A 20,426-nucleotide genomic window follows, 5' to 3' on the forward strand; every position below is an offset into this window, starting at 1 on the left:
CTCTGTGTCATCTTATGAGGGCGGTTGCGGATTTGAGGTAATATTGAAATTCGTGACAAATATACGATTATTTTTTGAAATATCAAACAAGAATGCACTTTTTTTAATAATTTTCAAAATTAAAGCCTATAAACCTGGTTTGGAGAAAAAGGAAGATAAAAAGCGGTATAATCCAAAATCCAATGAAGATACCAACACCTTAAACTACAAGAATAAACATTTCATATTCAGATATATACAACAGTTATCAACAATAAATTGAAAGATGTGGATAACTTTATAAAACCTTGTGAATAAAATAGGGAAAGTTTTGAGCATAAAAAAACACTAACTTTTCAGTTAGTGTTTCTTTTGTAGCGGGGGTGGGACCCGAACCCACGACCTCCGGATTATGAATCCGACGCTCTAACCAGCTGAGCTATCCCGCCATCACAGCAAATCGTTTTCTCGATTGCGGGTGCAAAGGTAATACATTATTTTGAATTGAACAAATTTTTCTGCATTTTTTTTCGAAAAAAGTGCATTTTTTTATTTTTCCCCTATTTGCAGCCTATTTTACACCTTAATAAATATATAAAATCTGCAAAAATGAAGGATATTCTATTTTTTTGTGTTACCTTTGCAGACTGAAAATGAATAAACGGAATATACCGACTTGTTCAATAGACATAAATAAAATGCTTCGAATTAAGAAATTAGACATATTTATCGCCAAACAGTTTGGCTTGCTCTTCATAGGAACATTCTTCATCTGCCAGTTTGTGCTGATGATGCAATTCTTGTGGAGATACATTGACGAACTCATCGGAAAAGGACTGACCATGGAAGTGATGGCTCAATTCTTCTGGTATATGGGATTAATGCTTGTTCCCCAAGCATTACCGCTCGCCATTCTTCTCTCCTCACTGATCACGTTTGGTAATCTCGGTGAAAGTTCAGAGCTCACAGCCATCAAGGCTGCGGGTATTTCCCTGATGCAATCCTTCCGATCTCTGATTGTCATCACCATCATCATCATGTTTGGTTCCTTCTACTTCCAAAATAATATTGGTCCAAGTTCCAATATGAAACTCACCCAGCTTCTTATCTCCATGAAGCAGAAGAGTCCAGAACTGGAAATCCCGGAAGGTATTTTCTATGATGGTATTCCAAACTGCAACCTGTATGTGCAGAAGAAAGATATCAAAACAGGTAAGCTCTATGGAGTAATGATCTACCGAATGACAGACAGCTATGAAGATGCTGCCATCATTCTTGCCGACTCAGCCATGCTCCAGAGTACTGCCGAGAAGAAACACCTCCTGCTTACTCTCTGGAGCGGCGAATGGTTTGAGAACATGCAAAGCAGCGAAATGGCAAACAGTGCTTCCGTTCCATACCGAAGAGAGTCGTTTATCAGCAAAAGAATTGTTCTGGATTTCGATGCAGACTTCAATATGACAGACGCAGCATCGCTATCCAATAACGCCAAAGGCAAGAGTTTGGAACAGATCTATCATACCATCGACTCGCTGAATGCCAGATATGACTCTGTAGGAAGAAGCTATCTGGCTGATGCATCTGTCAGATATTACCGAATCCCATCTGTCAGCAAAGCAGACTCAGCCAATGCCATCAAGAAGGCAGATGCAAAGGGATATGAGATAGATACCTTATTCAACAGACTCCCGCAAGACCAGAAGATCAGAGTTATCAACAGCGCACTGTCGGATATTCGACAAGCATCGAGCGATCTGGACTTCAAGAGCATGATGACTGGTGATGCAGACCAGATTATCAGATTACACAAAATCGAGGCCATCAACAAGTTCATGCTTGCCCTATCATGCCTGATATTCTTCTTCATCGGCGCACCACTCGGTGCCATCATCCGAAAAGGAGGACTCGGTTTCCCAGTTGTGATATCCGTGCTGATATTTATCATCTACTTCATCTTGGATAATTCCGGATACCGAATGGCAAGAAGCGGAATGTGGGCCATCTGGTTTGGTAAGGGATTGGCATCAGCAGTCATGATACCATTGGCCATCTTCGTCACCTGGAAAGCCACCAACGATTCTGCCGTGTTCAATATTGATGCTTATAAGGAATTCTTTGCAAAACTGTTAGGCATCCGACTGAAACGCCACATTTTCGGCAAAGAAGTCATCATCAACAACCCAGATTACACGACAAATGCAGAGAAACTGGCAAAGATTACAGAAGATGTATATATATATAATAAGGTGCAGCACCTCAAAAGACTGCCTAATTTCATCAATGTATTCTTCAGATATCAGCCAGACCACGAGATAGAACGCATCAACGAGGAATTGGAAAACGTGATAGAAGACCTGACAAATACAAAGAACAAGTTCATTCTGCACGATTTGAACAAATATCCGATTCTGGCCACCAAGGCACATACACGACCATTCGAAAGAAAATGGCTGAATATCGCTGCGGCAATCATCGTACCATTCGGCATCGTATTATACCTGCGAATGTGGAGATTCAGAATGCGTCTGTACAGAGACCTGCGTATCATCTCTCAGACAAACACTGATATCCTCGGCAGAATAAAAGATATACAAACACGTAATAATCAAAATGTAACTATAAAATAAAGTATCAAAATGGCAGATTTAAGATTAAACAACATTGAAGATGCTGTAAAAGACTTCAAAGAAGGAAAATTCGTAATTGTTGTAGATGATGAAGACCGCGAAAACGAAGGCGATCTCATTATTGCAGCAGAGAAGATAGATGCTGAGAAGGTAAACTTCATGCTCAAACACGCAAGAGGCGTACTTTGCGCTCCTATCACCATCAGCAGATGTGATGAATTGGACCTTCCTCACCAGGTATCTGATAATACCTCTATGTTGGGCACTCCTTTTACTGTAACTATTGACAAACTGGAAGGATGCACCACAGGTGTTTCTGCACACGACAGAGCTGAGACCATCAAGGCATTGGCAGATCCAAACTCCACCGCTCAGACATTCGGACGTCCGGGTCACATCAACCCCCTCTATGCACAAGACAATGGCGTACTCCGCCGCAGTGGTCATACCGAGGCAGCTATCGACCTTTGTAGAATGGCAGGTCTCTACCCTGCAGGTGCTCTCATGGAAATCATGAACGAGGACGGAACGATGGCTCGCCTTCCAGAACTCCTTGAGTTTGCCAAGGAATGGGGTTTGAAGGTCATCTCTATCAAAGATATGATTACCTACCGACTGAAGAAGGAATCACTCATCGAAGTGGGTGAAGAAGTTGACATGCCTACAGAATATGGTCATTTCCGACTGATTCCTTTCCGTCAGGCGAGCAACGGACTGGAGCACATGGCTCTCATCAAGGGCGAATGGAAAGAAGAGGAACCTATCCTGGTACGTGTTCATTCTTCATGTGCTACAGGCGACATCTTGGGAAGCATGCGCTGCGACTGCGGACAGCAGTTGCACAGAGCAATGGAGATGATAGAAAAAGAAGGAAAAGGTGTAGTCATATACATGCAACAGGAAGGCAGAGGCATCGGCCTGATGAATAAGATAGCCGCATACAAGTTGCAGGAAGAAGGCTATGACACCGTGGATGCCAACACACATCTCGGTTTCAAGCCAGATGAGCGCGACTACGGATGCGGTGCACAGATGCTACGCCAGTTGGGAGTTCACAAGATGCGTTTGCTCACCAACAACCCTGTCAAGCGAGTTGGCCTGGAAGCTTATGGTCTGGAAATTGTAGAAAATGTACCTATCGAAGTAGTACCAAACAAATACAACGAGCGCTATCTCAAGACCAAAAGAGACAGGATGGGTCATACCTTGCACCTTTAAAAAGAGAGAAAAAAGAAAAAAGATGTTATTATTTCATTGCAAGAATAGAATTAATGACACTTTTTCTTCTCTAAAAGAAATAAAATGATTAATTTTGCAGGCAAAACATTAATATAAATTGAATTATGGCACAATTATCTGATCGTCTAAACAGATTGGCACCTTCAGCAACGCTGGCGATGTCACAGAAGAGTAGTGAAATGAAAGCTCAAGGAATTGATGTAATCAACATGAGCGTAGGAGAACCAGACTTCAACACTCCGGAGAATATCAAAGAGGCAGCAAAGAAAGCTATTGATGATAACTTCTCCAGATATTCACCAGTTCCTGGCTATCCTGATTTGCGAAAAGCGATTGTTGCCAAACTCAAAAATGAGAACGGACTCGACTATACCGTCAATGAAGTAATCGTAGGCACAGGTGGCAAGCAGGGTATCTGCAACGTAATCCTCGCACTTGTCAACCCAGGCGATGAAGTGATTATCCCTGCACCATATTGGGTAAGTTACCCACAGATGGCAAAGTTGGCTGGTGGTGTACCAGTCATAGTCAACGCAGGTTTCGACCAGGACTTCAAGATGACTCCAGAGCAATTGGAGGCAGCAATCACTCCTAAGACCAAGATGCTCATCCTCTGCTCACCAAGCAACCCAACAGGTAGCGTCTATTCTAAGGAAGAGTTAGCAGCATTAGCTGATGTCCTCAGAAAGCATCCAGATGTATTCGTACTTGCAGATGAAATCTACGAGCACATCAACTACATCGGCAAGCATCACAGCATTGCCCAGGAACCAGGTCTCAAGGAGCAGGTCATCATCGCAAACGGTGTATCAAAAGCATACGCTATGACAGGATGGAGAATCGGTTTCCTGGCAGGTCCTGAGTGGATTATCAAGGGCTGCAACAAATTGCAGGGACAATATACAAGCGGCACATGCTCCGTTAGCCAGAAAGCAGCAGAAGCAGCCTACACACTCGACCAGAGTGCAGTAGAAGAAATGCGCCAGGCATTCGAGCGCCGCAGAGACCTGATTGTCAAACTCGCCAAGGAAGTTCCTGGCTTGGAAGTCAACATTCCTCAAGGAGCCTTCTATCTCTTCCCAAAATGTAACTCTTACTTTGGTAAGAGCAATGGAGACAAGACCATCAACAATTCTACAGACTTCGCCATGTACCTCTTGGAGGAAGCACATGTAGCAACTGTAGGTGGTGATGCCTTCGGTGATCCAGATTGCTTCAGAATGAGCTACGCAACAAGCGACGAGAACATCAAGGAAGCAATCCGCAGAATCAAAGAAGCCCTGAGCAAACTCAAGTAAAAAAGAGCCTCCCCAAAAGAGGCTTTTTATATCGGAATGCTTTAAGGGTAAAAATTTGACGAGAAAAGGATAAAAGACGGAAAAAGTAAAAATTAACGAGATATTTTGACCAAATATAAGAAATATCTCGTTAAAACTTCTTAATTAGGTTCGTAGTTCTTATTAAATTATTATCTTTGCCAAAAGATTGACCAAGAACGATAACCTGAAAGTGTCAACAACACCAAAAGGTAACAGAAAGCATATAAAAAAGAAACAATAAATAAATTTATTAACTAATAATTTAAAAAGTAAAATTATGGCAACTACAAAACAAGCAGCCCCAGCTAAAAAGTCTGAGGGCTTTCAGGGAGTAAGAGGCGCATTCTGGATCATCGTGGTATGTGCTATCATCGCATTCACATTGTTCTTCACATGGTTCGGAAACGACATGCACTTCCAGGATCCAGGTGTACAGGATCACCCAGCAGACATTTGGGGTACAATCTACAAAGGTGGTGTTATCGTACCTGTTATCCACACTTTGTTGCTCACTGTATTGGCAATGACAATCGAGCGTTGGTTGGCTCTTAAGACCGCTACTGGTACAGGTGCACTTCCTAAGTTCGTTGCAAACATCAAGACAGCTTTGAACGCAAATGACTTCGCTAAGGCTGAGCAGCTCTGCAACAAGCAGCGCGGTACTGTAGCTAACGTTGTTATGGCTTCTTTGAACGCTTACAAGTCAATGGAGTCTGGCGCTAATGCTTCTTTGAAGAAGGCACAGAAGGTAGCTAAGATTCAGCAGGCTCACGAGGAGGCAACACAGTTGGAGATGCCTACTTTGACAATGAACTTGCCTATTATCGCTACAATCGTAACACTTGGTACTTTGACCGGTCTTCTCGGTACTGTAACCGGTATGATCAAGTCATTCCAGGCCATGGGTGAAGGTGGTGGCGCTGACTCAGCAGCACTTTCTGTAGGTATTTCTGAGGCTTTGATCAACACCGCATTCGGTATCTTGACTTCATGGTGTGCCGTTGTATCTTACAACACATTCACCAACAAGGTAGATAAGTTGACATACGCACTCGACGAGGTAGGTTACTCAATTGCTCAGACATACGAAGCTAACCACGCAGACGAGGCTTAATTTTTGCTAACCCTTTAAAATTTTATCGCTATGGGTAAAGTAAAAATTAAGAAGAGTGACGTCTGGATCGACATGACGCCTATGTCAGACGTTATGACCCTGTTGCTTACCTTCTTCATGCTCACCTCTACTTTCGTAAAGAATGAGCCTGTCAAGGTAAATACTCCAGGATCTGTGTCTGAGATTAAGGTGCCTGAGAACGGCGTTCTGACCATCTTGGTAAGTCCTGAAAAGGACGCTGCTGGTAGACCTACCGGCGAAGGCCAAGTATTTATGAGTATTGACAATACTGATCAACTGGGAAGTACTTTAAGCTCAATGACAAGCAACTTCGGTGTTGAATTGACTCCAAAGATGCAAGAGACATTCAAGAGTGAGGGTACATTCGGTGTTCCAATGGGCGACTTGAAGACATACCTCTCATTGAACGCTTCTAAGCGTCCTGAGTATCTCCAGAAGAAAGGTATTCCTCTCGACAGTATCAATGGTGGTATGAGTGAGTTCCAGCAGTGGGTACAAGCAGCTCGTACAGTAAACGAAGAAATCAAGATTGCCCTCAAGGCAGATGCTTCTACACCATACAAGACAGTTAAGAGAGTGATGAACGAACTCCAGGATATGGACGAGAGTCATTACTATATGATTACACAGTTAAAACAACAGGGGGACGAATAAATGAGTAAGAAAGAAAGCAAACAAAAGAAAATGAATGTCCGCGTTGACTTTACGCCAATGGTGGATATGCTCATGCTTCTTATCACGTTCTTCATGCTGTGTACATCATTGAGCAAACCTCAGACAATGGAGCTGACTATGCCAAGTAATGATGACAACCAACCAGAGGACAAGAAGAACGAAGCAAAGGAATCTGGTACCGTAACTCTTTACGTAACTGCAGACAACAAGATTTATTATGGTGCTGGTATCCCTAAGTACAATGATCCTAACTGGATCAAGGAGACTACATGGGGTAGCAATGGTATCCGTAAGGTCTTGCGCGAGCACACTACCGGAGAGGGGTTACGTCCAGTTGAACAGATTATGATTGCTGTTAGATCTTTGAACGCTGAGCGTCAGAAGAACCCAGCCATGCCAGATAGCGTATATCAGAAGAAGTTGAGCAAGATTAAGAGTGGTGAGTTGGATGGTCGCAAGATTGAGACTCTTACTATCGTCATCAAGCCTACTGATAACGCATCATATAAGAATATGGTTGACGCACTCGATGAAATGCAGATTTTGAACATTGGTACGTATGTCATCGACAAAATTAGCCCAGACGATGAGAAACTTCTCAAGTCAAAAGGCGTGAAGATGTAAGATGAATACTAACAATTAAAACAAGAAAGAAATGGCAAAAATTGATCTTTACGATCCTAAATGGGTCGATATGGTTTTCGCCGGAAAGAACAAGGAGTATGGTGCATACCAGCTCCGTAAGGGTACTTCCGGTCGAAACATCAAGTCTCTTCTGATCTTGGTCATTGCTGCAGCTCTCGTAGGCGGATTCTTGGCTTGGAAAGTTATCGAACAGAAACAAGCAGAAGAACAGCAAGCTTATATGGAAGCTATGGAGTTGGCTAAACTCCAGAAGCAGGCTGAAAAGGAAAAGAAGAAGCCTGAGAAAGTACAGCCTAAGGTTGAAATGAAAAAAGAGATTCCTGTGGCTCGTGAAACTCAGAAGTTTACTGCACCTGTCATCAAGAAGGATGAACTCGTAAAAGAGGAAAACCAGGTTAAGCAGATGGATCAACTCGACGCTAAGGTAGCTGTCGGTACAAAGGACGAGGAAGGTGTGAAAGACCGTAACATCGAGGCTGTGAGAAGTGATATCGCAGTCGCTACTCCACCACCACCACCAGCACCAAAGCCTGAGGTTTCTAACAAGGTCTTCGACGTTGTAGAGGAGATGCCTTCATTCCCTGGTGGTCAGGGCGCCTTGATGTCCTTCCTCAGCAGCAACATCAAATACCCAGTTGTAGCTCAGGAAAACGGCGTACAGGGTCGTGTTATCGTTGGTTTCGTCGTTGAAAGAGACGGTTCTATCACAGATGTGAAGGTTATGCGTTCTGTTGACCCTTCACTCGACCGTGAGGCTCAGCGAGTTGTTAGGGCAATGCCTAGATGGAAACCAGGTAAGCAGAACGGTTCTGCTGTACGTGTAAAATATACCGTACCTGTTGTATTTAGATTGCAGTAATATATTTGCAGTAAATTTGAATATGAAAAAAACATCTTATATTTTTATAGGATTAACTATTATGTTGTCTTTGGCTTTCTTCGGCTCTTGTGGCCAGAAGAAAGCCAAAGATGGCAGAACAGATACACCAACTTCAGGTACAATCCAGTTTGTAGCTGACGAAAGTTTAAGTCCTATCATCGAAGAAGAAAGAAGCCAGTTTGAGTTTGAATATCCTAAGGCTCACCTTAAACCCCTCTATTCTGATGAGGTTACAGGACTCCAAATGATAAAGGATTTCAAAACCACTCTCTTGTTTACTACAAGAGCGCTGAAAGATAGTGAAATCGCTTATCTCAAATCTAAAAGTAATGTTATTCCTTCCGTCTTCCCTATCGGATATGATGGCTTGGCATTTATTGTAAACAAGAACAACAATGATACTTGTATTACCGTAAATGATATTAAGCGCATATTGACTGGTAAGGCTAATAAATGGAGTGACGTAGTCCCTGGTTCTAAGAGAGGAGACATAGAAGTAGTTTTCGATAATACTCGTTCTGCTACTACCAACTATGTAGTTGACTCTGTTCTCCATGGAGAAAAATTTGGTGCTAAAATCATGGCTGCTCAAACCAGTAAGCAGGTCATTGATTTTGTTGATAAAAACCCAAATGCTATAGGTGTTATTGGATCTAACTGGTTAAACGACAGAAGAGACTCTACAAACACCACATTCAAAAAGAATATTCATGTAATGCGAGTTTCTGTAAAGGATAAAGCCACACCAAGCAACAGTTGGCAACCTTATCAGGCATACTTGCTCGATGGAAGATATCCATTCGTTAGAACACTATATGCTATAGTTGTCGATCCTCATAAGGCTTTGCCATGGAGCTTCGCCAATTATATAACCAACCCTCGTGGACAACTCATAGTATTCAAAACAGGATTACTGCCTTATAGAGGAGATATCACCTATAAGAAAGTAAACATAAAAAACTAAAAATCGTGTAGAGGCGTTAAAATAAATAAGATTGAATAAACGAAAGCGACAGGTAAACGTCAACTACATAAAATAAGGACAGAATTAAAGTTTAGAATTATGAAAGCAATTAAATATTTAATAGCAGGAGCACTGATAATGGGATTATCAGCTCCAGCAATGGCTCAGGAGGTTAATTACAAGGACATGCTGAAGCCTATCGAGACAACATTGAAGTCTGGTAACTCTGCTACTAAAGAATTTGAAAAGGAGATTAAAGAGTATCAGAAAGAGTTCAAGAAAGATCCTAAGGCATTGATCGCATTGGGTAATATCCTTGCAATGCACAAGGACTATGATAAGGCAAACTTGGTTGCTGACGCAGTCATTGCAAAATTCAAGAACTATGGTGATGCATATATCTTGAAGGGTGATATCTACGCTATGCAGGATAACGGTGGTGAAGCTGCTACCTGGTACAACCAGTGTATGACAATGGATCCTAAAAATCCTCAGGGATACATTAGCTATTCTAACGTATATCGTAAGATTGACCCTGCTGCCAGTGCAGAAGCTTTGAACAAACTGAGAGAAATCAACCCAGACTACCCTATCGAGGCAGAAGCTGGTCACAATTTCTTCAGCGCAGGTAACTACGAGAAGGCATACGACTATTTCTCTAAGGCAAAGCCATCTACATTGGAAGAGTACCTCTACTATGAGTATGCATTCACAGCATATGTCCTCGATAAGAAAGAGGAAAGTTTGAACCTCTGCCAGGCTGGTATTCAGAAATTCCCTAAGGATGCTGCTATGCAGGTTTTGGCTATGCGCGCTGCTGTTGATTTGAGAAAGTATGATGTAGCTCTTGAGCACTCAAACATCGTTATGAATACAGACTCTATCAAGAAGAATTCAAGCATCATCAGCTACTATGGTTTGGCTTTAGCTGGTAACAAACAATACAACGAAGCTATCGCTCAGTACCAGAAGGCATTGGAGATGAAGGCTGAGGATCCAAAACCATTATTGTATATCTCTGAGGCATACAAGGAAATGGGCAATGAGGACAAGGCTTTGGAATACAACCAGCAATACATGGATAAGAATCCTGATGCTGCTCCAACAGACTTCATGAAGCTTGCTGAGATTTATATCAACAAGGCTAAGAAGGCTGCAGAAAACAAGGATGCTGCTAAGAAGGTTGAGAATATCGACAAGGCTATCGACGTGTATGCTAAGTTGGCAGAGAAGTATCCTACACTGAAGGCATTTGCTAAGTTACAGGAAGGTAATACTGCTTTCCAGAACGAGTTGGACGACAAAGCGATTCCAGCTTACCAGGAAGTAATTACAGAACTTGAGGCTAAGCAGTGTGATGCAGACGAAATCGGCTACTTGAAGCAGGCTTATCAATACATGGGCTTCATCTACAACTATGACAAGCAGGACTTTAATCTCGCTAAGCCATATTGGGAGAAACTCTTGAAACTGGATCCAGACAACAAGTATGCTAAGGACGCTATTGAGAAGGGTTTGAAAGCTGCTGAATAAAATTAAAACATACAATACAAAAAAGGATGAACTGAGATGCAGTTCATCCTTTTTTTTTGTATCTTTAAAAGAAATCACAAACATCAAGAAAGAAACCATCCAAAACACAGTACGTATTCATCGGTAGCCTCTTACTAAAAACATCAACAGGTTGGCGTCTAATATAGGAAAATCAGCAAGAAAAAACTGATGCGAATCATCGTACCCTAACGAAGCGCATCATTAGCACCTAAGAAAGCGCATCATTAGACCCCTATAAAACGCAACATTAAAAATGGGTTATTTTCAGTCACTAAAAAGAATGATTTTTATCATTAGATTTGATCGAAAATAGAATAAACTATCCTCTAACTATTGCAAGTGTGACAACAATGAGAGGAATAAAAAAAGAGTGACTCTTAGAGCCGCTCTCAAGTTTTATGTAACTAAAGTATCATCCTTAAAAATTAAGGAAGACTGATTGCCTCGTTAGGACAAACATCAGCACAAGTACCGCACTCTGTGCAGAGATCTGGGTTGATAGAATACTTGTCGCCCTCAGAAATAGCACCTGATGGACACTCGTCAATACATGTACCGCATGCGATACAATCGTCACCAATTACGTAAGCCATAATAATAATGTTTTATAATGTTAATAATGTTTTTAAGCATCATATGCAACAGACGATTTTCGCCTGCCATGTTGGGGATACCAACATTTAATGATGCAAAGATAGGAAATATTTTTCATACTACCTACAATTAGGTACTACTTTTTTTATAATTTATACGTAGTCGAAATAAACTTATACACAATAAGATGAAAAGAATAACGTTATAAAAGTATATGAGAAGAATAATACTTAGCATCATGATGGGGCTTATTGCCACAATAGCATTAGCCCAGGAAAGGACGGTAGAGAATCGTCCTTATACAGACCTGCGCCCATTTCATTTTGGAGTGATGGTGGGTACTCACCTGCAAGACCTGGAATTCATCAACGCCGGACCTGTCACCTATACAGATGAGAATGGAGCGGAAGTCAACTCCAACGTTACCATCGATCAAGACAGATGGGATCCTGGATTTACGGTCGGAGTATTAGGAGAATTTAGATTGAGCACCCATTTCCAATTTAGAATAGCTCCTGCCATGTATTTTGGAACAAGACACCTTACCTTCCACAATATCATGCAAGACGCCAATGAAGACGGAAACGTAAAACAGGAAGATAAAAAGCAAGAACTGAAGACGGCATACATCTCCTCTGCCTTCGACATCATCTTCTCTGCTCCAAGATTCAACAATCATCGCCCATATATCATGGCTGGTATCAATCCGATGATGAACCTCAGCGGTAATAAAAGCGACTACATCCAATTAAAGAAAACAGATATTTTTCTTGAACTTGGACTTGGTTGCGACTTTTATCTTCCATTCTTCAAACTGCGACCTGAATTGAAATTCATGTATGGACTCATGAATATATACGATAAAGATCATGTGAAGAACGTGAAAGATAAAAGTATGCTACCATATACTTTGGCAGCCAAGGAAGCCCATAGTAAAATGATTGCACTGACATTCTATTTTGAGTAAATCCACATCATAGAATTTGAGCAAATCCACAACATAGATAAAAAAAAATGCCATAAAAGTACGACTTAGGAAACCTCTGATTCAGGAGGTGGACAAAGTAATACGTTTATGGCATTTTTCAGTTCCTATTTTTTAGAGGTATTCTTAACTAACTTCAATATCATCTTGCCTACCCAAATGGCACTTTTACCATTCTGGTCAACAGGCACTTCCCTACCATCAAGGTTCTTACGGTACTGCAACTGCTTAAAATAGGTATGGCTATGACCACCTAAGACAAGATCTATATCTCGGGTACCAGACACCATTTCAGTATCATCAATACCATCAATATCCCAACCCAAATGAGAGATGCAGATGATAACATCGCACTTCTCCTGCTTTTTCAGAATATTCACCATCTCATTAGCCTTAGCTATCGGGTCTTCATATTTTATAGAACCATAGTTGGCCTCAGTTACTAAGCCCTTCAGTTCAGGACCGAGACCGAAGACGCCAATCTTCACGCCTTTACGATAGATGATGGTATAGGGTTTCACAATGTCAGCAAGAGGAGTGCCCGTAAAATCGTAGTTACTGCAAACAATCGGAAACTTCGCCATTTTAAAGATACGCACCATGTTGTCGATACCGAAATCAAATTCATGATTACCTATCGTAGCCGCATCATATTTCATCTCGTTCATCAGACCAACTTCCACATCACCCTTGAAGAGCGAATAATAAGGAGAACCTTGCGAAAAGTCACCGCTATCAAAAAGCAGCAAGTCTGGATTTGCCTTACGTTCCTCCTGAATCATAGCGACACGACGGAGAAAACCGCCACGATTTGCCATCGCAGTATCAGCGAGATTAGGATTGATAGGCATCACGCAGGAATGCGTATCGTTGGTATGGAGCACCACCAGTTGTTTCTCCACTTTAGCCGGCTTTTTCGTTTTGGCCTGAGCTGCATCTGGCTGCATTGCAAAAAATGCAAGAGCCATCCCTATATATAATAATGTATGCTTCATCATTTCTACTTTTATTTTTCTCATTACTCAACTATGCATCGTCCTTCTATCTTAGACTCCACGCACTTTCCTTGCTTCTGCATCTCACGGAAATAATCCATGATAATATAGCGCACGTTATTTTCTTTCTGCTTAGGTGAAAGAACATCCGTACCGCTCTTGAAAGCCACTAACTGGTCGTTACCTTCAGCCAGGTAATCGAGCGTAGCAATTCGATAAGACTTAGAAGGGTCAACAGGCTGACCGTTGATAGTAGCCTCCTTCAATTTGGCATCCTTTGTAATAATAAGGCGGACAGCATGACTCAAACCTTCTCCCCCACGATGAGCTATCTGCTGGAAGAGTTCTATGACCTTATCACCCGTAAGCGTCAAAAAGCAGATTTTGTTTTCAAACGGAGCCATGTCGTTGACATCGCCCACAGTAATCTTGCCCTTAGCGAGATTGCTTCGGATACCTCCCATATTATAAACAGAAAAAACAGGATGCTCCCCAAACTGCTTACCGCCCCAAACCAAGATATCACAGAGCAGATTACTGAGTTCGCTTTCAGGGCGATGACGAGTCATATCGTGGGCAATACTACCCACAACAGGCCCCATAATACTATCCACCTTATTTTTATAAGGAGCAATAAACTGGGCAGCCTCAGCATCAGGTTTAGCATCCCATCGCTGATCGATGAGAATGCGAGTACGTTCCACCTTTGCCACCTTGTATTTTTGAGCAGCAGAAGGACTGACCATCAGCAACATAGCAGCTGCTGCCAGCAAACATTTACCACTATTTTTTTTCTTCATACTTACTAAATTTAAAACATGATGACACAAAGATACGAATATTTGTGGAAAAAACTAAGAAAAATGGTTGAAAATTTGCGAGATAGAAGAAAAAAGCGTAACTTTGCACCCGCTTTTCGGCGTAACCGCTGTTGTCTGGGCAGAAGAGTTGCCCGACCATGTTGCGCAGGAACGATAAACAATTTTTAATTCTATACAAAAAATGGATTTGATTAAAGTTGCTGAAGAAGCATTTGCAACCGGCAAGAAGTTCCCTGAGTTCAAGGCAGGTGATACTATCACAGTCGCTTACAAAATCATCGAGGGTACAAAAGAGCGTATCCAGCTCTACCGTGGTGTTGTTATCAAGATCTCTGGTCATGGTGACAAGAAGCGTTTCACTGTTCGCAAGATGTCTGGTACAGTAGGTGTTGAGCGTATCTTCCCTATCGAGTCACCAGCTATCGATTCTATCGAGGTGAACAAGCATGGTAAAGTACGTCGCGCTAAGTTGTATTACTTGCGTAAGCTCACTGGTAAGAAGGCTCGTATCGCTGAGAAGAAGACTATTGCCAAGAACGCAGAGTAATTCACTTGATTACTATCCAAGTAAAATAAAAAGGAGATTCCTTGCAAATCATTTGCGGAATCTCCTTTTTTTGTTTTTTCACAAGACAATTTTCTATCAATCAATATCATCCGAAGAATCAGGCTTCAGTTCATGATCTTCATCCGTATCATAGCTCAGATTTCCATCATCTTCACCATGAAGAGCCTCATGAAAATCATCCCAACTTTGATACCCTACGAAAAGTGCCAGTTTATTGAGCGTTTCATGGGTAGGTTTTTCCTTACCACTCACATATCCCCACACCTTGTGCAGTCCCTGTGCACTCACCTTGAGATGATGTTTCACAGAGAAGATAGAAGCTAATTTTTCAAAATCAGAACCTACATGAATCTTCTTACCAATTTTCTTCTCTACCTCATGGGTGAGAAGTACTAAGTCATTTTTCATAACATCATGAAATTTGCAATTCTCTTTATCTTTTTACTAACGTATTCTCTACTTTTTCTCTATCGTTACCTAATTGCCTGCAAAAGTACAAAAAAGTTTGATTCGATGCTACAAAAATGCGATATTTTTTGTAACTTTGCAGCAAATTCTTAATAAATACATGTTTGCAATGAAAGAATTAGCACTCAAGTACGGATGTAATCCGAATCAGAAACCTTCCAGAATCTATATGGAGGATGGAAGCGAACTGCCTATCGAAGTAGTGAATGGCCGCCCTGGCTATATCAACTTCCTCGATGCCTTCAATTCTTGGCAATTGGTCAAGGAGCTCAAGGCTGCCACTGGTCTTCCAGCTGCAGCAAGTTTCAAGCACGTATCTCCTGCCGGAGCAGCAGTGGGACTTCCTCTCAGCGACACTTTGAAGAAGATCTACTTCTGCGATGATGTCAACTTCGAGTTGTCTCCATTGGCTTGCGCATACGTTCGTGCACGTGGTGCCGACCGTATGTGTTCTTATGGTGACTTCGTAGCATTGAGCGATGTTTGTGACGAGGCTACAGCTCTCCTCATCAAGAGAGAAGTCAGCGATGGCGTGATTGCTCCTGGTTATACTCCTGAGGCCATCAAGGTGTTGAAGGAGAAGCGCAAGGGTACCTACTGCGTCATCCAGATTGATCCTGACTACGTGCCAGCTCCTATCGAGCACAAGCAGGTATTCGGTGTTACCTTCGAGCAGGGACGCAACGAGGTGAAGCTCGATGATCCAGCTCTCTTCGAGGATATTCCTACACAAAACAAGAATTTCCCTGCAGATGCTAAGCGTGACCTCATCATAGCACTCATCACATTGAAATATACACAGAGTAACTCTGTATGCTATGTGAAGGACGGACAGGCTATCGGTATCGGTGCCGGTCAGCAGAGCCGTATCCACTGTACTCGCCTGGCTGGTAACAAGGCTGATGAATGGTGGTTGCGCCAGTGCCCTAAAGTCATGAACCTGCCTTTCAAGGAGAAGATCCGCCGTGCAGACCGTGACAATACCATCAACGTATATATCTCAGACGAATGGGAAGACGTTCTTCAGGATGGTGTTTGGGAGCAGTTCTTCACTGAGAAGCCTGAGCCTTTGACACGTGAGGAGAAGAAAGCATGGATTGCACAGAACACAGGTGTTTGCCTGGGTAGTGATGCCTTCTTCCCATTCGGCGACAACATCGAGCGTGCTCACAAGAGTGGCGTAGAATATATCGCACAGGCTGGTGGTTCTATCCGTGACGACAATGTTATTGAGACATGTGACAAATATGGTATCGCCATGGCGTTCACACATGTTCGCTTGTTCCACCATTAATTGAATGAAGAACGAAGAGTGAAGAGTGAAGAATTCATCCCCCCTTCAATATAAAAACGACATGAATGATATAGACGATATAATCATGGGCGGCATGGTCTTCAGAAGCGGTGGTGGTCCTAAAAAGGACGACGACGGTAAGGTGAAGACTAAAGCCAAAAAGAAAAAGTACATTACCGGCGCCCACGGCAGTGGCTCTGCTCGTCAGAAAGCTAAATATCGCCAACAACGCGCCAACCGCAAGTCGCAGAAAAAGTAATCAATAGAATATAAAAAAACATCCACGAACGTACCGAAATGCGCTTCGTGGATGTTTTTTTATCATTATTTCAGCATAATAGCTGTATAAATTCGTCCGCTATCAGTTCCAAGTTTGCGGGCTGAAAAATATTCATCAGAATGAGCAAATGTACAAATGCCGCAATCATGAATATTTTCCTCCAGAACACCGCAATGGATAAGAATCTCCTTATTGCAAAGTGGCAGATTGATGTGCCATTTCAAAGGTTGATCAATATTTCCCTCGGCTGCCATACGCTCACGTTCCTCAGGATTAGCCTTGAAAGCAGCATTAGGATATTGCGCTGCTATTTCTTCCATTGGGAAAGCGGCTTGTTCAAAAGCCTCGTAAACCTCATCTCCCACTTCAAAATTCTCCATAGAGATGCCAGGACCTATCACTGCCTTGAGATGTTTAGGCTCTGTCTTGTAGGCAAAAGCCATCTCTTGCATGGTCTTATGTACGATGCGAGCCAAGGTTCCTCTCCAACCGGCATGAATGGCAGCCACGGCATGATGCTCCTCATCATAGAGAAGTACAGGAATACAATCAGCCGTAGAAACACCGACACAGACATTTTTCAGATTGGTCATAATAGCATCAACTCCCTCCAACACCATTTTACGGATATTTTCAGGCATTGAAAGGAACTCACCTGCAATCTGTCTTACCTCCACACCATGAACCTGATGTGGGATGAGAATAAGATTTTCCTCAACACCCAGTTCATGAGCCAAAGCCTTGCGGTTAGCCTCCACGCATTCCGGATTATCGCCGCAAAACTCGTTGATATTAAATTCACCATAGTTGCCCTGGCTCACCCCACCCTGACGAGTGGTAGAAAAAGCCATGACATCAGAGACTATATGATATTCCTTTATCATTTTTTACTCGTATTCAAAATCATCCAGGTCTTCTACGTCCTCGATATCATCCTCATCGATATATTCAACGATATCCTCACCTTCATCAGCCAATTCCTGCTGGAAGCGAGACATATCCTTATCACGATGAACTAACGTATCTTCTGCAGTAATCTCCTGGAGTTTATTACTCTCTGAGTTCAACTCTTTCCACAGAATATCCTTGAGTTCCTGAATACCCTGTCCTGTCACTGAAGATATGAAAACCACGGGCAGGTCGGTAGGAAGCGTTTCCTTGAGCATCTCTATGAGTTCCTCGTCAAGAAGGTCGCACTTGGTGATGGCAAGTACACGATGCTTGTCGAGCATCTCCGGATTGAAATTCTTCAACTCACCCAGCAGCACCTCATATTCTTTCTTGATGTCGTCCGTATCTCCTGGTACCATAAACAGCAAGAGAGAGTTGCGCTCAATATGGCGGAGGAATCGCAAACCGAGTCCCTTTCCTTCGCTCGCACCCTCGATGATGCCAGGAATATCAGCCATGACAAAACTCTGGTGATCGCGATAATCCACGATACCTAATGATGGTTCGAGCGTAGTAAATGGATAGTTGGCTATTTTAGGACGAGCACTTGACACAGCAGAGAGAAGAGTTGACTTTCCTGCATTAGGAAAACCAACAAGACCCACATCAGCCAGAAGTTTCAACTCCATGATAATGGTCATTTCCTGCATAGGTTCTCCTGGTTGAGCATAACGTGGCGCCTGATTGGTAGAAGTACGGAACTGGAAATTACCAAGTCCGCCACGACCACCCTTGAGCAGGAGCACTTCTTGCCCATCATAAGTTACATCACAAACGTACTTGCCAGTCTCAGCATTGTAAACCACCGTACCACAAGGTACGTCAATATAGATGTCCTTACCGTCAGTGCCATGACATTTATCACGTCCACCATTACCACCATGCTCAGCAAAGAAGTGACGTTGATATTTGAGGTGCAGCAACGTCCAGTAGTTGTGGTTGCCGCGAAGATAAATGCTTCCTCCACGTCCGCCATCACCACCATCAGGACCACCATTCGGTTGGTACTTCACGTGGCGCAGGTGCATGGAGCCTTTACCACCCTTACCAGAGCGGCAATTGATTTTTACATAATCTACGAAATTGGATTCAGCCATTTTTTTCTATTGTTTAATGTTTAGTGTTTAATGTTTATGTTTGATTCTCTTCCTGATTGATCCTCTTCCTGGTTGAAAGAAAGTAATGTGCAATGCCTAATTTTCATTAAGCTGCACCCAAGGCGCAAACCCAACTAAACATTAAACATTACACATTAAATATGATCATTAGAGGTTGTCAATCACATTGCAAACACGAGCGAAGATCTCATCTACAGTACCGAGACCCTCGATGTGGTGATGAATACCTTCCTTCTCATACCAATCGATGAGAGGAGCAGTCTGTGTATGATATACATTGAGACGCTTCTTGATAGTCTCCTCGTTATCATCAGAGCGACCGCTTTCCTTACCACGGTTGATCAAACGAGCCATCAGCTCATCCTCAGGAACAGCCAACTCAATCATGGCAGCAATCTTATGACCACGCTCAGCCAACATCTTCTTCAAAGCCTCAGCCTGTGGAGTGGTACGTGGGAAACCATCAAAAATCACACCCTTATGCTCTTTACCAAAACTATCATATACGCTTGCGAGGATATCGATCATCAACTCGTCAGGAATCAACTGACCATTGTCGATATAACCCTTAGCAGTCTTACCAAGTTCTGTACCGTTCTTGATTTCATTACGGAGAACATCACCTGTAGAAATGTGACCGAGACCATATTTCTCGATCATCTTGTCGCTCTGAGTACCTTTACCAGCACCTGGAGCACCGAAAATTACGATATTTTTCATCTTCTTTATTATGTATATAAAATTATATGTTGTTATTCTTCCACAATCTTACTCCACTATCGTATAGATATCACGGAGGTTTCTGCCTTCCTGATCATAATCCAGCCCATATCCCACGATAAAATCATTAGGGATTTCCATCACTGCATAATTGATATCGAGATGAACCTTCAGGTTACCCGGTTTCACGAGAAGAGAGCAGATTTCTACTGATGCAGGATTCATTTTCTTGAGTTCCTCTATCATGTGGGCCATGGTAAAACCTGAATCAACGATATCCTCCACAATAATGACATGGCGACCAGCCAAATCCTGATTGATACCCATGAGTGTCTTCATGCTGCCGGTAGAGGAAGTGCCCTCATAGGAAGCATATTTCACAAATGAAATCTCACTCGGTATCGTTATCATGCGCATCAAATCGGCAGCAAAAATAAACGAGCCATTCAACACTGCCAAGAACACAGGTTTCTTACCCTCAAAGTCCTTGTTTATGCGGTCTGCCACGACCTGTACTTTCTTCAAAATCTCTGCTTCCGGAATGGAAGTCTTAAAGGTTTTGTCCTTGATTTTAACTATACCCATAGTCTTGAAAATAATATTTTGTGCAAAATT

Annotated in this window: 22 protein-coding genes and 1 tRNA gene; 14 read left to right on the plus strand and 9 right to left on the minus strand. The window is 42.4% G+C overall.

Annotated elements, in window-relative coordinates; all coding sequences use genetic code 11:
* Positions 1-262, plus strand: a 262-nt coding sequence (locus DW917_RS17685; protein WP_233524624.1) for a hypothetical protein, incomplete at its 5' end; no start/stop codon positions are given.
* Positions 263-354: 92 nt separating this feature from the next.
* Here the strand turns inward: DW917_RS17685 and DW917_RS03725 are convergent.
* A tRNA-Met gene (locus tag DW917_RS03725) sits at positions 355-428 on the minus strand.
* Between the two features lie 249 nt (positions 429-677).
* Here DW917_RS03725 and DW917_RS03730 point away from each other — a divergent pair.
* From DW917_RS03730 to DW917_RS03770, 9 genes are all read left to right on the plus strand, one after another.
* A complete protein-coding gene (locus tag DW917_RS03730) occupies positions 678-2,606 on the plus strand; it encodes an LptF/LptG family permease (protein WP_118116612.1) in 1,929 nt (642 codons plus the stop codon).
* 9 nt (positions 2,607-2,615) lie between these two features.
* Complete coding sequence (locus tag DW917_RS03735; RefSeq protein WP_118116614.1) at positions 2,616-3,824, plus strand: bifunctional 3,4-dihydroxy-2-butanone-4-phosphate synthase/GTP cyclohydrolase II; 1,209 nt, start codon at positions 2,616-2,618, stop codon at positions 3,822-3,824.
* Positions 3,825-3,949: 125 nt separating this feature from the next.
* On the plus strand, positions 3,950-5,143 hold the full coding sequence (locus DW917_RS03740; RefSeq protein WP_022110636.1) for a pyridoxal phosphate-dependent aminotransferase: 1,194 nt from the start codon (positions 3,950-3,952) through the stop codon (positions 5,141-5,143).
* Between the two features lie 298 nt (positions 5,144-5,441).
* On the plus strand, positions 5,442-6,278 hold the full coding sequence (locus DW917_RS03745; protein WP_118116616.1) for a MotA/TolQ/ExbB proton channel family protein: 837 nt from the start codon (positions 5,442-5,444) through the stop codon (positions 6,276-6,278).
* Between the two features lie 30 nt (positions 6,279-6,308).
* The gene (locus DW917_RS03750; RefSeq protein WP_118116618.1) at positions 6,309-6,953 is read left to right on the plus strand and encodes a biopolymer transporter ExbD; all 645 of its coding nucleotides are present in this window, start codon (positions 6,309-6,311) and stop codon (positions 6,951-6,953) included.
* Positions 6,954-7,598, plus strand: coding sequence for a biopolymer transporter ExbD (locus DW917_RS03755; protein ID WP_118116620.1), 645 nt, complete (start codon positions 6,954-6,956; stop codon positions 7,596-7,598).
* Positions 7,599-7,629: 31 nt separating this feature from the next.
* Complete coding sequence (locus DW917_RS03760) at positions 7,630-8,478, plus strand: energy transducer TonB (protein WP_118116622.1); 849 nt, start codon at positions 7,630-7,632, stop codon at positions 8,476-8,478.
* 22 nt (positions 8,479-8,500) lie between these two features.
* Positions 8,501-9,463 carry a PstS family phosphate ABC transporter substrate-binding protein gene (locus DW917_RS03765; RefSeq protein ID WP_022110625.1) on the plus strand — a complete coding sequence of 321 codons (963 nt, stop codon included), beginning with the start codon at positions 8,501-8,503 and terminating at the stop codon, positions 9,461-9,463.
* Positions 9,464-9,562: 99 nt separating this feature from the next.
* Positions 9,563-10,996, plus strand: coding sequence for a tetratricopeptide repeat protein (locus DW917_RS03770; RefSeq protein ID WP_118116626.1), 1,434 nt, complete (start codon positions 9,563-9,565; stop codon positions 10,994-10,996).
* 446 nt (positions 10,997-11,442) lie between these two features.
* Here the strand turns inward: DW917_RS03770 and DW917_RS03775 are convergent, their stop codons facing one another.
* Positions 11,443-11,610: a 4Fe-4S binding protein gene (locus DW917_RS03775; RefSeq protein WP_022120089.1), complete on the minus strand. Its 168-nt coding sequence runs from the start codon at positions 11,608-11,610 to the stop codon at positions 11,443-11,445.
* 215 nt (positions 11,611-11,825) lie between these two features.
* Here DW917_RS03775 and DW917_RS03780 point away from each other — a divergent pair, with 215 nt between their 5' ends.
* Entirely contained in the window at positions 11,826-12,578 is a 753-nt protein-coding gene (locus tag DW917_RS03780; RefSeq protein WP_118116628.1) for a porin family protein, read from the plus strand.
* A gap of 125 nt (positions 12,579-12,703) precedes the next feature.
* Here the strand turns inward: DW917_RS03780 and DW917_RS03785 are convergent, their stop codons facing one another.
* A complete protein-coding gene (locus DW917_RS03785) occupies positions 12,704-13,543 on the minus strand; it encodes a bifunctional UDP-sugar hydrolase/5'-nucleotidase (RefSeq protein WP_233524626.1) in 840 nt (279 codons plus the stop codon).
* 71 nt (positions 13,544-13,614) lie between these two features.
* The gene (locus DW917_RS03790; protein ID WP_370453510.1) at positions 13,615-14,391 is read right to left on the minus strand and encodes a 5'-nucleotidase C-terminal domain-containing protein; all 777 of its coding nucleotides are present in this window, start codon (positions 14,389-14,391) and stop codon (positions 13,615-13,617) included.
* A gap of 202 nt (positions 14,392-14,593) precedes the next feature.
* Here DW917_RS03790 and rplS point away from each other — a divergent pair, with 202 nt between their 5' ends.
* Complete coding sequence (gene rplS, locus DW917_RS03795; RefSeq protein WP_118116630.1) at positions 14,594-14,959, plus strand: 50S ribosomal protein L19; 366 nt, start codon at positions 14,594-14,596, stop codon at positions 14,957-14,959.
* Between the two features lie 96 nt (positions 14,960-15,055).
* Here the strand turns inward: rplS and DW917_RS03800 are convergent, their stop codons facing one another.
* Positions 15,056-15,388, minus strand: a complete 333-nt coding sequence (locus DW917_RS03800; protein ID WP_022109756.1) for a hypothetical protein — start codon at positions 15,386-15,388, stop codon at positions 15,056-15,058.
* A 169-nt stretch (positions 15,389-15,557) separates the two neighbouring features.
* On the opposite strand from DW917_RS03800, the gene DW917_RS03805 reads away from it, so the two are divergent.
* Positions 15,558-16,742, plus strand: a complete 1,185-nt coding sequence (locus DW917_RS03805; protein ID WP_233524625.1) for a phosphoribosylaminoimidazolecarboxamide formyltransferase — start codon at positions 15,558-15,560, stop codon at positions 16,740-16,742.
* Between the two features lie 61 nt (positions 16,743-16,803).
* A complete protein-coding gene (locus tag DW917_RS03810) occupies positions 16,804-17,001 on the plus strand; it encodes a hypothetical protein (RefSeq protein ID WP_022109758.1) in 198 nt (65 codons plus the stop codon).
* Between the two features lie 65 nt (positions 17,002-17,066).
* Here the strand turns inward: DW917_RS03810 and pgeF are convergent, their stop codons facing one another.
* The 4 genes from pgeF to hpt form a co-directional block, all read right to left on the minus strand.
* Entirely contained in the window at positions 17,067-17,906 is an 840-nt protein-coding gene (pgeF, locus tag DW917_RS03815; RefSeq protein WP_118116632.1) for a peptidoglycan editing factor PgeF, read from the minus strand.
* Positions 17,907-17,909: 3 nt separating this feature from the next.
* Positions 17,910-19,070, minus strand: a complete 1,161-nt coding sequence (obgE, locus tag DW917_RS03820; protein ID WP_022109760.1) for a GTPase ObgE — start codon at positions 19,068-19,070, stop codon at positions 17,910-17,912.
* A 168-nt stretch (positions 19,071-19,238) separates the two neighbouring features.
* Positions 19,239-19,811: an adenylate kinase gene (locus tag DW917_RS03825; RefSeq protein WP_022109761.1), complete on the minus strand. Its 573-nt coding sequence runs from the start codon at positions 19,809-19,811 to the stop codon at positions 19,239-19,241.
* A gap of 48 nt (positions 19,812-19,859) precedes the next feature.
* Positions 19,860-20,396 carry a hypoxanthine phosphoribosyltransferase gene (hpt, locus tag DW917_RS03830; RefSeq protein ID WP_118116634.1) on the minus strand — a complete coding sequence of 179 codons (537 nt, stop codon included), beginning with the start codon at positions 20,394-20,396 and terminating at the stop codon, positions 19,860-19,862.
* Between the last annotated feature and the right edge of the window lie 30 nt (positions 20,397-20,426).

The sequence above is a fragment of the Prevotella sp. AM42-24 genome, assembly GCF_003461825.1.
In the GTDB taxonomy this organism is placed as follows: domain Bacteria; phylum Bacteroidota; class Bacteroidia; order Bacteroidales; family Bacteroidaceae; genus Prevotella; species Prevotella hominis.